This window comes from Mycoplasma seminis (assembly GCF_030718845.1).
GTDB classification, from domain to species: domain Bacteria; phylum Bacillota_I; class Bacilli_A; order Mycoplasmatales; family Metamycoplasmataceae; genus Mycoplasmopsis; species Mycoplasmopsis seminis.
In genome coordinates this window covers 486,068-501,233 of the sequence record NZ_CP132191.1, presented here as the reverse complement: position 1 = coordinate 501,233, position 15,166 = coordinate 486,068, and the positions used below count along the sequence as shown (strand labels likewise).

The window sequence follows — 15,166 nt, the reverse complement described above, 5'->3', positions numbered from 1 at the left end:
GAAGTTATGAAAATTGGAATCTATGGTGGAACTTTTGACCCTATACACAAGGGACATATTAAAACAGCTCGCTATGCAATTAAACATTTAAACTTAGATAAATGTTTAATTGTTCCGGCTGCTAGTTCACCTTTTAAAACAAAGGGTAAAAAAGCAAGTAACGAAGATAGAAAAAACATGATTTCACTTGTTTTAGAAGATAAAATGGAATTATGTGATTTTGAAATTAAACGTGGTGGAGTTTCTTACACAATTGATACAGTAAAATACCTTAAAAATAAATATCCAAATGATGAATTATTTTTAATTATTGGTAGCGATAATGTAGCTGCATTACCTAGATGAAAAGATATTGATACTATTGCACAACTTGCTAAGATTACAATAGTGCGTCGTAGCTCAAAAATTAATAAGATTAACATTAAAAAATATAATGGAATTTTACTAGATAATCCTATCTTTGAGGCTTCTTCAACTGATTTTAAAAAAGGTGATTTCTCACTAGTTGATCCTAAAGTTGCTAGTTATATAGCCCAACATGGTTTATATATGGAACAATTAGTTCATAACATTTTATCAGCTAAACGTGCTAAGCACTGTGTTGCTACAGCTTCATTTGCTGCTGAATTAGCTAAAAAACATAAAGTGGATGCTAGAAAAGCCTATATTGCAGGGTTATTACATGATATTGCAAAAGAATTTTCAGACGAACAAACACAATATTTAATAGAAAAATATGAACCTCAATTAGCAATCAATCTACCTTGATATAAATACCATCAAACTGCTGGATATATTTGAGTAAAATATGGTTACAAATTACAAGATGAAGAAATTTTACAAGCAATTTTATGTCATACTTCAATGAAAATGGAAATGGGGAAACTTGATAAAATTCTTTTCATAGCTGATAAAGTTTGTGAAGGAAGAAGATATAATGGAATTCAAAAAACTAGAGAATTATGTTTTAAAGATTTAGATGCAGGATTTGCTCAAGTTGTACAAGAAGCTTACGAATACAACATAAATAAAGGTGTAAAATTCACGCCTGAACAAGAAAAGATATATACAAAATATAGAAAAGGAAATAAATAAGTATGATTAAAGAAGAAAGATTACAAAAATTACTCTCACAAGCTGGAGTTGCTTCTAGAAGAGAAGCGGAAAAATTAATTACAGATGGGAGAGTTACAATAAATGGTCAAGTTGCTACACTTGGAAACAAAGCAAGCTTTAAAGATACTATTTTAGTTGATGGAAAACCACTTAGTGGAGCAGAACAAAAAGTTTATTTTGTTTTAAATAAACCTAAAAAAACAGTATGTACTTTAAAAGATAACTTTAATCGTACTAAAGTTACAGATTTAATTGATACACCATATAAAATCTTCCCTGTTGGTAGATTGGATTATGATACAACTGGAGTTTTAATTTTAACTAATGATGGTGAATTAGCAAGTAAACTACTTCACCCTTCATATCAAGTTGTTAGAGTTTATCGTGCTAGATTAAATGAACCATTAAACAAAAGACAACTTGCTAAATTAAATAAACCAGTAATGATTAATGGTAAATGATCTAATCAAAATGTAATTCAAGCTGATATTAAAAGCTACTTTGTAGTATTACACCAAGGAACATACCACCATGTTAAAGAGTTATTTAAAACAGTTGAACATGAAGTTATTAACCTTAAACGTGTTGAATATGGTGGAATTACAGTTAAAAACATTCCTGAAGGAAAATATCGTCCTTTAACAATTAAAGAAGTTAAAACACTTTATTCTCTTGTTAGAGAACCTAAAAAAGCTGAATAAGCCTGAACGCTAGCCTTGCGCTAGCTTTTTTATTAAAAAAGTCCAGGTTGTATACTAGGACACAAAAAATTAACAATTTATTAATTCAGATAGCTCCATACCATATGTGTATGGAGTTTTTCAATCCAAACATGATTGAATTCGCTCTTTGTTGTATCATTCAATATAATCTGCAATAATATTTTCTAATTCTTTTATTGATATTTCTCTAACATTGATGTCACGAATTAATTCTGTTTTTAAATTAGAAAATCAATATTCAACAACTCTATTATCTAAACTATTACCAACACCTGAAAGAGATATTAAACCACCTTGATTTTGGATGAAATTAGAAAATGTTTGAGAAGTGTATGTTGAACAATGGTCTGCTTGTAATATAAAATTATCTTCAAAATGTATATTTTCAAATGTTTTATAAATAAGATTTGCATCATTAAATTTTGAAAGCGCAAAACCAACTATTTCCTTTGTTTTATGCTTAATTATTACAGAAAGATAAACATGATTATTTACTGAATCTTTCGTAGCTGGTAAGTATGTGACATCGGTAGCATATATATTTCTGTTGTTTTTATCATTATAATCTCTATCTACTATGTTAGGCATATTAACTGATGTATCTTTCAATTCTTTAATTTTTCTCTTTTTCGCACATTACAAAATAGACCTAATGAATTCATATATCTTCCTAATGTTCTTTCGTTTATATCTATATTATAGGTGTGCAAGATAAAATATTTTAGTTTTTGTCTTCCAAATTTGCATCTATTTTGTTTGAAGGATTGAATTATTACTTCTTGATGTTTTATTTCTTTGTGTTTTGTACTACTTATATTATTGTTTTTCTTGTGTTTAGATACAGTTTGTCTACATAAAGTGAATAATATAGCTAATTTATATGAAGCTATATTTAAATTTGCGGCTTCTTTCGCTTTTTGTTCTTAGGCTTATCCTTTGTTAATTCTCGATATCTTTTAGCGATTTCTATTAAATCATCTCTAGAAAAATATCTCAATTGATTTCAGTTTCCTTAACTTTTTTGGGTCTTCCGCTTCCTGGTTTTCTTGGTTTCTTGTTCATATTAAAATTATAATGTTTTATGATTTTTCAAAACCTTTTATTAATGGAATCATTTTTTGCTTTTGAACCATATTTGTACATCAATGAAATTGCTTGATTTTTACCAAATTTCAAAAATGTATTATAAATTTCAATTTCTTGCTTTTCTGTGAAATGTTTACCCATAGTTCTCCTTTTAGTTATTAAAAATAATAAAAAGTTAACACCCTTATGAATGTTAACTTTTGTTGTCCTAGTATATTGCCCTGAACTAGCTTTTGGTTTGTAAGAAGTAATATTGTGAAGCTTCAGATGAAATTTGCTCATTTATAGGTTGCAATGCTTTATGAATAATGATTCCATTATTTTTTCAAGCATCAACTATATAAGGGTTGCTTTTTTCATCAATAATTGATTCAAGATATTTATTAATTTCAACTGTGTTATTAGTTTGAATAGCTTTTAAAATATTATTTCTTAATTCGATAGCTTCTCATTTATTTCCTTTGGCTTTAAGGTTTTTAATTGAAGCTTTAATTTGATTTAAACTATTTTCAACATGTTTAATAGCTTCAAGTAATTGTTTACTTGAAACATTAGTATTATTTGCATTTTCCATTTTATCTTTAAGATCGTTTAAAGCTTTCTGCAAGGTTTCTTCATGTTGTTTTAAATCTATAATTGTATTATCCTCTTCTACTGAAGGGGTTTCATTGTTATCTGTTTTACTTAATAAAATATCAAGTTCTTTTACAAATAATTTTAACTGATCTTGAGGCTTGGTTACTTCTTCGATTTTATAAATATCAATTGCATTTTTATCTTGACCTTCGATAACATCAGCAAAATAATTTCTTAATACGATTTGATAATCAATTTCTTGGGTCGGATCATAATTAATATAATCAAAGTTAGTTAAGTTACCTCAACCATCAATATTTTCATATTCAGATAAATTTGAAATATTTATAAATGCAATTTTTCTACCTAAATATAAGGCTAAAGCTTCTTGCTTATTATCATTATCAACTAAGGATTCTTTAGCTTCATTTAAATTATTTAAAACAATTGAAGTAAGAATTTTATCTTCAAATTGACTGGAATCAAATTTTGCAATTTCTTCTTCAAGATTATCGATATTATTAGAAATCAAGTCTAATAAAGCAGATTTTTGTTCTAAGAAGTATTCTTTTAGCATATATGGAGCTGGATTAATTTTTGCACCATAATTTTCTACAACATCATCACTTTTACTTTGATCATCTTGATATTGTTTTAATCATTGTCTATTAGAAATAAGGCTTAAATTAATTAAATCACTATATTTAGTAATTAAATTATTTTGTTCTTTTACAGGTATATTTAAGCTTTCTGAATCATATAATTTTGCAAATTCACCTTTTTGTTGAATACTACTTCAAACTTTAGCAATAGTATTTTCAGTAAAATAGGTTTTTATTTTGTCAAAATTATTATTTAAATCTAATGTTTGTGAATCAGTAATATTTGTCTCAAATCATCCTCTTGGATAAAGTACATTTTCTTTAGAATTTTGAGTACCAGTGTAAGTTCTTAAATTACTATAAACACTGTTTGCAAGTACATTTAAGTATTCTTGGTTATTAGATTGAGAATTATTGGCTGAAAGCACAATACCATCAACTAAAAGTAAATTTTGTTTTGGTTTAATAACTCTAATATTCCCATCTCTAGAAATTCCTTCTTTAATTTCAGCTTCGCTTTCAGGGAAGTTATCTGAACCATAATAAGCATCAATTGCATCACCATTATACATAATAGCTGCATTGATATCATGACGTTTAGGGTTAATTAGTAGGTTTAAAAGTTCTAATCCATCCCCTTCAAACATAATATGACGGTTATTTTTAACATCATATCCAGTTCCATCTTTGATTAATTGTTTAAATGAATCAACTAATGTTTTATAAGTGTTAGTTTGAACATCTCCAGTAAAACGAGCTGAAGTTCTTTGACCATCTGGAAGTAATCAATATGATGAACCATAAAGTAAGTTATCTCTCATAGCATCAGTGATAACTCAAGAATTAAAATTATTATCTTTTAAAGTTTTTAAAACATTAATAAATGAATTATTAGCTTCATTATTTCCAAAATCTTGTTGTCTAATTCATTGATTTGAAATAGCAGAAGTTAAATCTTCTGGATCTTCTCTATTTTGTTGTTTAATAGGGTTTTTAACTACATTATAAGCTATTGTAGTATCTTGAGAATAGTATGGGAAAAAGTATTCTCATAAGTGTTTTGGTTTATTATTTTCATCATTGCCTAAATATGAATCGTAACTTGCAAGATGATTTCAAATAGGTTCTCTGAGAAATAAACGAACAACATTTTGAGTTTTTTCAAAATTATTTTTTAAGCTAGGATCATTGAATAAAATTGAATAATCAATTTTTTGAATTAATCCTTTTTTAACTAGCTGAGCGGCTAAAAAGTCTGTTGAGACACCTGCTGCAGCTTTATTATTAATTAAAGCATTGTTAAATTCACTAATTTCACTAAATTGTTTATAAGTAAATACTTGACTAACTTTCTTTAAGTTATCTTGTGACATATAAGATTTAAAGTTAAAGAAAGCCGGTTTGTATTGATGTGTGGTTTTATAAACTACACTACCTGTAACTACAGCACCTGTAGTTACAATAGCGGAACTAATTAATAAATTTCTATAAACTTTTTTCATTATTTCTTATTCTTCTTAACAAGAGTATAAATTACGTTAGCAATTATTGTTATGAAAAGAATAATAGTACCTAAAACAAGGCCTCAAGGTTCAAATGAACCTTCATATAATTTAGTTCCTAGTGTAGGTGTATTTGATACAGTTCTAGTAATAATAAAGTCATCAAAACTTAATACTGAAGAAACTACCACAACCATAATGATTGAAGGAATCATGTAAACGAAATAAGTTTTAAATCATGATTTTATTTTTGAGTAACCTAAATCCATACTTGCTTCAAATAAGTTATTATTGAATTTTTCACTTCTTGGAAGCATTAGAGAAATTCCATACGGTATCGCCATAATAGTATGTGCAACTATAACTCTTGCAAATCCTTCTTTATCAGTTTGTACAACTCCAAAGAAAGCTCCAAAAACAAGCACAAGACCAATAGCTGTAATGTTATCTGGGTTAATAAGAGGGATGTTTGAACTTCCTGTTACAAATCCTTTAACTACTTTATTTTTTTGACGATATAAAGCATAAACAGTAACTAGTGAAATAGTACATACTAAGAAAGAAACTATTAAGGCTAGTAAAATTGAGTTTACTAAAGCTGACAATCTATCATTATCAAATAAATGCAATCAGTTTTCAATAGTTCCTTGAGTTCATGTAGTATTAAATTGTCCTTTAGGTGTGGCTTTATTAAATGTAAAGATAGCACCGAAAAAGAGCGGAATGTAAACAATAGATAAAATTATGTAAATATATGATTTTCTTAAGAATGAAGACACTTTACTCATAATGTGCTCCTTTCTTAAGTTTGAAAATTAATTTAGGTATAAATAACATTAAGGCATAAATTGAAATGAATACTAGTGAAACTACTATAACAAGTGAAGAACCAGCAGAAAGATCAAATTTATTTCCAGGATTAATTTTAGAGTTAATAATATCTCCGATTAATTGGTGTTGTGAACCATCTGGAAGTAATTTAGCTGAAATAATAAATGTTGTAGCAGATGCTAAAAAGATCATTGCAAGTCCACTTAAAATCGCTTTTGTTCCATAAGGAATAATTACTTTAAAAATAGTTTGAACATTGTTATATCCAAGGTCATTACTTGCTTCAACAATGTTTTTAGGCATATCTTTAAACACAGTGTATAAAGGCATAATCATTAAAGGTAAATTAAGATATGTAAGCCCAAATACTATAAACATTTCATTATTTAAGCTTTTAGGATCTGAAGCAAATATTGCTAAAAATAAGGCTTTAATTGAATAAACTCTCGCAATTGTAAAAATAGCCATTGGAGAAAGAATTAAGCTTAAAGCATAAATTCTAAATACTTTAGATTTAGAAGTTGAAACAAAATAAGCATAAGGGAATCCAATTAGCAAGCAAAAGATAGCTGAAACAAGTCCGATTCACAAACTACGTCCCATTATTTTTCAAGTATTTTTGCTAGTTACTAATTCTCAAGAATTAAAGCTTTCTCCTGTAACAGAAAATGCTGAAACAATAATCATAATTACCGGAAGAATAATTAATAAAATAGCTACAAGTATGTATGGTAGTGCTAAATAAAGTTTTTTATTTAAAAATAATTTATCTTTAATTTTGGAAATCATGATTTGAATAATCTCACTTAGGATCTTTTTTCATTAAGTGAATTGAATCAATGGTTCAACTCATATAAACTTTTTCATCTAAATCAAACTTCTTAGCTGTTTCTACATAAATGTATTCTTCATCTGCGATTTCAACTTTTAAATAGTAATATGATCCACGATATGAAATATCAACAATTTTACCTGCGATTTTATTTCTAGTTGTTGAAGGATTTGCATTAATATCAATATCCTCTGGTCTAATTAAAGCATCAAGCACTTCACCTGGTTCAAATTCATCAACTTCATGAATGGTTTTAAATTCTTTACCTAATAATTTAATTTTTCCATTTTTAGGATTAAATTTAGCATTGAAAATATTTGAATCACCAATGAATTTAGCTACTCAAATATTTACAGGGTAGTCATAAATGTTTTTTGGTGTGTCATATTGTTCAATTCTTCCATCTCTCATGATCGCAATTCTATCTGAAAGCTCAAGTGCTTCATTTTGGTCGTGAGTAACAAAAATAAATGTAAGTCCTAATTCTTGTTGCACACTTCTAAGTAATACTTGCATTCTTTGTCTAATTTTTGCATCTAGAGCTGAAAGTGGTTCATCAAGTAGTAAAATTTCAGGTTCAATAACTAGTGATCTAGCAAGTGCTACACGTTGTTTCATCCCACCAGAAAGAGCTGTAATAGGTTTAGTTGCGTTTCCACTAAGACCTACAAGCTCAATCATTTGGTTGATTTTATCGTTCATTTCTTGCTTAGTCATTCTTCTTTTGAAGTAACGGTTTTCAAAAGCTTCAGCTTTTTGGTTTACATAGTTTTCTCAGTATGAGTATTTAAAGTCTGAATCATCAAGTCATTTTTGACGTTTACGGTATTGATATGTACCTGGTTTAGTAGTTTGTAATTCAGCTTCATATTGTTGTTGAATTTGGTCAAGTTGTTTCATTTTAGCTTCTGATTTTTGTTTTCATTGCTCTAATTTCTTTTGATATAAAACATTGTATTTATCATTAACAACTTCACGAGGTACTCTTTTAAGTTTTAATCCATAAGCAATATTACCTTCAACATTTAAATGAGGGAATAAAGCATAATCTTGGAAAATGGTTGAAACATTTCTTTTGTAAGGCTCTAAATCTTTGATGTCGTATCCATCAAATTTAATTTCACCACGAGTAGCTCACTCGAACCCACCTAATAAACGTAAAATTGTGGTTTTTCCTGATCCAGAAGGACCTAGTAAAGTAACAAATTCACCACGTTTGATTTGTAAATTAATGCTGTGTAAAACGGTTTTATCTTGGAATTCTTTAACAACATCAATCAATTCAATAACTGGTTGTTCATTTTTATTGATTTTTTTCTTAGCCATATAATCTCCTTTCAATTGTTTAAAAAAATCATTTTTAAACTACAGGGAGACGGTATCGTATAAGTTTTCAGAGTATTCTTCAACTAAATATTGCATTGAAGAATATTCAATATCATTAAAAACTCTAAAGATATTTCTAATCTCTAGAATTTGAATCAACATTGCCTTGTTTTTCATAAGATATATTTTACTAAAAGAATTAAAAAATACAGTAAAAATTTGTTTTAACTTTTTAAGCAAATATTACTGTATTTTAGGATTAAAAGTTTATTAATAGATTAAATTTTTTTGAGGGTATTTAATATCAGGTAATGCAGCGAATTTTTCTTCAAATTTATTGATATCTTCTGAAGTTAATTTGTAAGGATCTTTTTCCATTCTTTCAAGAGCTTCATCTGGATTAATTTTGGCTGTTGCTTGACAAAAGTAAAACATTTCGCTATCAAGTAGAATTTCGTTTTTATTTGAAATGTAAATTTTAAAAATAGAATTATTAAGAGAAAGATATAAAACTTTATATCCTTGTTTTTTAGGAGAATTTATTAATTTAGATGCGCTTAGATCTTTAAATAAGATATCAGGTTTAACATCACTTCTTACATATTTGAAATGTTGGTGAAGCGCTTCATTTGAAGAGGAGAATTCATTTTGAACATTAGCTGCTCAATGTAAGTATCTAGGAGAATGTTTAACAATTGAATCATGTTTAGTTAATAATGCATAATCATAAAACTTAGTTTTGAAATAATACATATATTCAAAATAAGAAAGAATATTTTGGCTTAATAATTTAGTATTTTGATTAATTAACTCTTGGATTTGGTCTTCTTTTTCTTTTGAATAATGTTCATTAAGCTCTTTTTGTAGTTGGAAAACTCTATTTGCATTTTGACTTAATTGATTATTTAATTTTTCAAAAGCTTCATAATTAAAGTTTTTAGCATTATTTATTTGCTCTTCTGATAAAGTTAGGTTGTTTTCTTTTAAAATATTTTGAAATTTTTCAAGAAAAACTGGTGTTTTGTACTTTAAGCTTTTGCTATCACTATTGAAACAAGCAACACTTGCTGCTAGTGGTGTAAGTACAATAGGCATAGCTAAAAATAATTTTAAATATTTTTTCATTATTTAATATCTACTGCTGAATATTGTAGCAATAGCCCTCCATAATAATCTTTATATAAAACTTCATCCGTTTTTGTTTCTGCAGATGTATCAATATTATATTCTCCATATAAACGAACATATTTATTTAAATTGAAAATAAGATCTTTATTCTCATCTGCAAGTAGTTTTGGGAAAGTTTTTAAATATGAATAAATTTCTACATGTTTAGCTAAAACTTCATTAGTTTCATAATTAATTTCAGCTGTTACATTAACTTTTAAAACAAAACCATCTTGATTTAGTAAGTAATAAAATACGTCATCAGAGTCTTGTTGTTCTTGCTTTACATATTGAGTAAACACATTTGATTTAGGGCTTATAAATAAGCTGTAAAGCAATTTATTGGTTGCATCTTGTTGAGCAAAATCAGCTTGGCTTTGGTTGTTTTCTCTAGTGAAAACATTATTTTGCATGTAAGTAAAATTATTTAGATTAAATAGATATCATAATCAATTCTTTTTTCTAGCTTCATCAATAATTTTATCTGCTTGCTGAACTGGATATGGAAATGTCGAACCTTCTCATCAGAAATCTCCTGCAGAAGCTGATGAGGCTCTAGAAATAACGTTTGCAAATCTTAAAGCTGATTTAACTTTCATATTGTAATCAGTATTTAATAATTCTTTTTGTGACTGTATGTAAGCTTCTTTAGCCTTAATATCATTTGCATAAACTTCATCTAAAATAGCATTTATACTAGCTTGATGAATAAAGTTATTTCATCTTAAGTCTTGATCAGAAATTTCATCATTTTTATCCTGAGTTTTGTTACTTACTGCACTTAATGGAAGTAAAGCTGCAGTTGAAACAAGCATTGATATAGGGATAAAAAGTTTTTTTAACATCTTATTCATGATGCTCCTTTGCAAATGGGAAAACAAATGCTGGATACCCATATTGTTGTTTAACTACCATATCTTGTTCGTATTGTTTTATTCCACTTTCATATTGGTGAATAAAACCAGTATGTATTGTTTGGGAAACTAAATTAAGCGAAATATCTTTAGCTTTTGAACCACCAAAATATAATCCAACAAAACTAAGGGAAACACTTGAAATATCATGTGAAATATCATGAATCATGATTCTGAAAACTAATTTGTCTTTTTTAAGGTAATAAACTTCATTATCACCAATTTCGGCTGATTCATCACCTTTTTTGATATCAGTCAAAAAGCTATCTTTAAAATTAAGTGTTGGATAAGGCATGGTATTTTGTGCTTTTTGGATAAATTCATCAGATACTATTTGCGCCTTGCTAGTAGGGCTATAAGGGTTAAAAGCTCAAGAAATAAATTTTCAATCAAACTTATCTAAGTTATTTAAAATAAAGTATCAATTTTCAGAAATAAAGTTTTTAAATTCAGATAAATATTCAGCAGGTGGTTGAGAAGGTTTTTTCTTTTCAGCTTCTGCTATTTGATTTTCTAAATCTTCAATTTCTTTTAAGGTTTGGTTATATTTTTCTTCATCACCTCTGTAAAAGACTAAAAACTCTTTTTTTCTTTCAATTTGATTTTTTAAATCACTAGTATCAATTGAACTATATTTTTCTTGATATTGCTTTTGAATTAAGTTTAATTTATCTCAAAATTCTTTAGATATATTATTTTGTTGATGTAAATATAAATCTTTAGCATTTTGAGCTTTAGTGGTGTTTTTATAAACTAAAGATAATAAAGTTGACATAATATTTTTATGTGTTTTTTCTTCTTTTGAAACTACGCTTTCAACAATATCTTTTTCATGGTCAATATATTGAGTTAATTGGTATTGTTTTGAATAATCTGCACACGAAACTGCTGGTAGCACAAAACCTAGAGAACCTAGTGCAAATAGAAATTTAAATCTAGTTTTCATCAATACCTCCTCATGAATATCTCAGTAAGTTTAATTTTTGATCATTTACTTTTAAAAGTGCTTTAAAGAATAAAGTTGAATAATTTGCTACATTATACATTTTGAATAAGTTTTGATCATTGTTATCTAAATAAGCTTTGGTTTGGGGATTTTCTTCTTCTAAGTTTTTGTTGTATTCAGCATCACGAGCTATTTTTTCATCATAAGCTGCTAAAAATGCTTGATTAAATAGTTTAATTTGTTCTTCAATATTTTGCTCGCTTTGCAACACAAATAAATCTGGAATGATTTGAATTTTGAATTTTTTATCAGTTTGATAAATAAAATAAGGAATAAAAGTATTATTGGTTAAAATAATGTAATTAATTGCTTTAACTTGATAAATGTCTTGCGGTTTATTTTGCAATTCAAAACTTAAAGCTTTAACAAATTTAACATCACTAGGCACTTTAAAACCATATGAACCATATTTTTTATTTGCATAATCAAATAATGCTTGAGTGTTTTTAGGGTTAGCTTCAGTATCTTCAAATGAAGTTATATCCTTGTATTTAGCATCAAAAGGATTAAGGATAAAAAGGTCTTGGCTTAAATGATTTAAATATCAATATCAATTATCTTTTAGCATACTTTCAATTGCAAAAATCGAATTAGTAACTTGATTTAATTTTTCTGCATCTGAATTTTTAAGCACTTTAATATTAGCTACTGGAGCATAAATTAATGAAGCTTTTAATTCTGTATAAATATCTGCTTCTATTGCATTTTGATGTTCAATATACAAGTTTTTAGCCTTATTATTAGTAAATATCTTAGCAACCATTTCATTTAAAAATTCTTCATTTTGTGAAACTTCTTTTTTAGGTTTTAATTTAATTTCATCTTTAAATGTTTGTGAGCAAGAAACAAGAGCAAAACTTGCAAGTGGTGTTATTGTAGAGGTAAAAATTAAACTATTTCTTAATCACTTTTTCATAAAAAATTTCTTCTAATGATTTAGTTTTCTTACCTGAAGCTACAATAACTCCATCATGAATTAATGTATAAGAATCTACATATTTATCAATTTCACTTAACACGTGAGAAGAGATAAAAATACTTTTACCCTCTTGGTGTAGTTGATTTAGTAAATTAAATAATTGATATCTTGCAGTTGGATCTAAATTTGCTGCTGGTTCATCTAAAATAATTAAATCTGGATCATTAAGTAAAGCTTGAATTAATAATACTTTTTTCTTTTGCCCTGAAGAAAATGTATATGGTTTAGCTTTAGCTAAATTTTGGATTTCAAATTTTTCAAGTAAAGTATTAATTTTTTCTTTAGCTTGAGATGAAGACATTCCGCTTAATTTAGCAAGTGAATATAAGTAATCTCAAGTAGTAAGCTCTTTTGGGAAAATTGCATTTTCAGGAACATAACCTAATTTTTCTTTAGCTTGAGTTTTTCTAGATGAAATACCATTAATTAATATTTCACCTTCATAATTATTATATGAACCAATAATAGATTTAATTGTAGTAGTTTTACCAGCACCGTTTTCACCAATAAAAGCATGGAAAGAACCACTAGCTACTGAAAAGTTTAAGTCAAAAATTCCACGTTGTGAATTTTTACTTTTATAAATCTTAGATAGATTGTTAACTTGTAAAATATTCATTATCTATAGTCCTTTCTAATGTATAAAACATTGTTAATTAAGATGAAAACAAATCCTAAAGCAATTCATATTCCAATGAATCCATATTTATTAATTACTTGTTTATTTCTGCTTACTGAATACATTTGTTCAAGTGGTTGGAATAAGTAGTTGTTTGAAGTTTTTAAATCATAACGAATAAGCACTTTATTATCTGATACTGAGTGTTTAGTTGAATATGATTCATAACCACCAATTTGGTATCTATATCCACCAAAAATGAATGTAAATGTACTTGGTGTGAAGTCATTTAGGTCGTTAGTATCTTTACTATTAAATAATAAAGCTTGAGTTAAAACATTATTATTTTGAGCAAAGTAAATGTAGTAAATTAAAGCAGTTGTAAGATAAATTTGTTTTTCAATTTGAGAGTTTATTAATTTATTTTTAATTGATTCATCATTTAATACTGTGATGTTATCATCTAAGTTATTTAGTTTTGAATCTTTATTGCTAATTTCATTTTGGATAGCATTTAAAATTAATTTCTTATTAAAGGCTAAATCATTATGGTCGCTGTTTTGATATTCTTGTGAAGAAATAAGATTATTAACAAATTCTTTACCATATGCATTAAATACTTTTGAAGAAAGCAATTCAGCTAAGTATTTTCATTGTAATTTACCAACTAAACTACTTCCATTTGTTTTTGTATAACTATCTTCTGGGAATGAAAGTTTAAAGTTATCTGCACCATTTCTAGCGTAAATAATATTAGTATTAATTAAATCATTAAAATGAGTTTGGTTTTTTAAAGCTCCTGGTACTAAATATACTTCTTGATAATTAGGATTTTTACTATCCCCGATATTTACACGGTATTTTGGTAATACATTAGTATTATTCAATTTATATGAATACATATATGAGTCTAAGTCATTGTAGTATAAGTATTTTTCTAAATTATTTTGATGGTTAGTTGAAAACGCATTAAAGATATTTTCATTTTCAAAATTAAAGATATCAATCATTTGGTATGGTAATACACCTCAAGCATATGCTTGTCAACCTTTAGCCGCTGCTGCAGCATAATTAAATGAATTGTTTATATAATCATTTTGTTTAGTTGAAAAATTTAAGTCATCAAAACCATTAGGCATGATGTAAAAGGCATCTTTATCATTATTTAAATAAAATGTTTCAATGTTTGCATTATTTCCTGCAGGCTGTAATTCTCTTTTTGCATTTAAATAGTAAGCCATATTATTACTTGTTGCAGTTGATTGTGAAGCAATTACACTTCCTCCAATTACTAAAGGAGTTACTGCTACAAGTGGAATAGCTAGTGCAACTTTTCCATTTAATTTATATCCAATAATAGAAGCTATCATTCCAAAGAAAATGTAAGCTAGGATAAAAACTACAAATGATAATAAGCTAAAGGCTGCTAAATAACTAGTATGTAGTCCTAAACCGATAAATAAGTTGCATAGTAGCATAATTAAAGCTCAATAACAACCTAATGTTAGATAAATTATTAATTTACCTGAAAATATTTGTTTACGAGAAATAGGTTTTGAATAAGATAATAATTCAACTCCTTCCTCTTCTAAATCTTTATATATATTAAGTGCTTTTAATGATGCATAAAATATAGTTAAAATAAGTTCGATAAACGCAACTGCATAAATTGCAAAGTTAATTTTGTAACTGTCTAATTTTAAGCTAGCAAATACAATAGCTAGAATAATAGAAACTACAAATCAAAATAATGGAAGTATTATTGTTGATTTCTTTTTTAACATAATTTTATGCAAGAATAAAGCATACGATTTAATTTGATTCATATTTGTCCTTTCTTTATATTACTGTATGGTAATGTATAGTAATATTATAAAACTAAATTACT

General features: G+C 26.9%; 14 protein-coding genes. 2 read left to right on the top strand and 12 right to left on the bottom strand.

Annotated features, from left to right (window positions below; translation table 4 throughout):
* Nucleotides 1–6: 6 nt before the first annotated feature.
* Both Q8852_RS02185 and Q8852_RS02180 read left to right on the top strand, forming a co-directional pair.
* Nucleotides 7–1,095 (top strand): nicotinate-nucleotide adenylyltransferase, encoded by a 1,089-nt coding sequence (locus tag Q8852_RS02185; protein WP_305938354.1) that lies wholly within the window; start codon nucleotides 7–9, stop codon nucleotides 1,093–1,095.
* 2 nt (nucleotides 1,096–1,097) lie between these two features.
* Nucleotides 1,098–1,817: a pseudouridine synthase gene (locus Q8852_RS02180; protein WP_369810270.1), complete on the top strand. Its 720-nt coding sequence runs from the start codon at nucleotides 1,098–1,100 to the stop codon at nucleotides 1,815–1,817.
* A 69-nt stretch (nucleotides 1,818–1,886) separates the two neighbouring features.
* Here Q8852_RS02180 and Q8852_RS02175 read toward each other — a convergent pair whose 3' ends face one another.
* The 12 genes from Q8852_RS02175 to Q8852_RS02120 form a co-directional block, all read right to left on the bottom strand.
* Nucleotides 1,887–2,447: an IS3 family transposase gene (locus tag Q8852_RS02175; RefSeq protein WP_305938353.1), complete on the bottom strand. Its 561-nt coding sequence runs from the start codon at nucleotides 2,445–2,447 to the stop codon at nucleotides 1,887–1,889.
* 360 nt (nucleotides 2,448–2,807) lie between these two features.
* Nucleotides 2,808–3,065: a hypothetical protein gene (locus Q8852_RS02170; RefSeq protein WP_305938352.1), complete on the bottom strand. Its 258-nt coding sequence runs from the start codon at nucleotides 3,063–3,065 to the stop codon at nucleotides 2,808–2,810.
* 85 nt (nucleotides 3,066–3,150) lie between these two features.
* A complete protein-coding gene (locus Q8852_RS02165) occupies nucleotides 3,151–5,604 on the bottom strand; it encodes a hypothetical protein (protein ID WP_305938351.1) in 2,454 nt (817 codons plus the stop codon).
* Entirely contained in the window at nucleotides 5,604–6,392 is a 789-nt protein-coding gene (locus tag Q8852_RS02160; RefSeq protein ID WP_305938350.1) for an ABC transporter permease, read from the bottom strand. Before Q8852_RS02160 ends, Q8852_RS02165 begins: the two co-directional genes overlap by 1 nt.
* Nucleotides 6,385–7,224 carry an ABC transporter permease gene (locus tag Q8852_RS02155; protein WP_305938349.1) on the bottom strand — a complete coding sequence of 280 codons (840 nt, stop codon included), beginning with the start codon at nucleotides 7,222–7,224 and terminating at the stop codon, nucleotides 6,385–6,387. Before Q8852_RS02155 ends, Q8852_RS02160 begins: the two co-directional genes overlap by 8 nt.
* Entirely contained in the window at nucleotides 7,208–8,593 is a 1,386-nt protein-coding gene (locus Q8852_RS02150) for an ABC transporter ATP-binding protein (protein WP_305938348.1), read from the bottom strand. The genes Q8852_RS02155 and Q8852_RS02150 overlap by 17 nt, the downstream gene beginning before the upstream one ends.
* A gap of 270 nt (nucleotides 8,594–8,863) precedes the next feature.
* Complete coding sequence (locus tag Q8852_RS02145) at nucleotides 8,864–9,718, bottom strand: hypothetical protein (protein ID WP_305938347.1); 855 nt, start codon at nucleotides 9,716–9,718, stop codon at nucleotides 8,864–8,866.
* A complete protein-coding gene (locus Q8852_RS02140; protein ID WP_305938346.1) occupies nucleotides 9,718–10,614 on the bottom strand; it encodes an aromatic motif membrane protein in 897 nt (298 codons plus the stop codon). The genes Q8852_RS02145 and Q8852_RS02140 overlap by 1 nt, the downstream gene beginning before the upstream one ends.
* A complete protein-coding gene (locus Q8852_RS02135; protein WP_305938345.1) occupies nucleotides 10,607–11,620 on the bottom strand; it encodes an aromatic motif membrane protein in 1,014 nt (337 codons plus the stop codon). The genes Q8852_RS02140 and Q8852_RS02135 overlap by 8 nt, the downstream gene beginning before the upstream one ends.
* Nucleotides 11,610–12,596: an aromatic motif membrane protein gene (locus tag Q8852_RS02130; protein WP_305938344.1), complete on the bottom strand. Its 987-nt coding sequence runs from the start codon at nucleotides 12,594–12,596 to the stop codon at nucleotides 11,610–11,612. The genes Q8852_RS02135 and Q8852_RS02130 overlap by 11 nt, the downstream gene beginning before the upstream one ends.
* Nucleotides 12,574–13,281 (bottom strand): ABC transporter ATP-binding protein, encoded by a 708-nt coding sequence (locus tag Q8852_RS02125; protein ID WP_305938399.1) that lies wholly within the window; start codon nucleotides 13,279–13,281, stop codon nucleotides 12,574–12,576. Before Q8852_RS02125 ends, Q8852_RS02130 begins: the two co-directional genes overlap by 23 nt.
* The gene (locus tag Q8852_RS02120) at nucleotides 13,278–15,104 is read right to left on the bottom strand and encodes an ABC transporter permease (RefSeq protein WP_305938343.1); all 1,827 of its coding nucleotides are present in this window, start codon (nucleotides 15,102–15,104) and stop codon (nucleotides 13,278–13,280) included. The genes Q8852_RS02125 and Q8852_RS02120 overlap by 4 nt, the downstream gene beginning before the upstream one ends.
* Nucleotides 15,105–15,166: the final 62 nt, after the last annotated feature.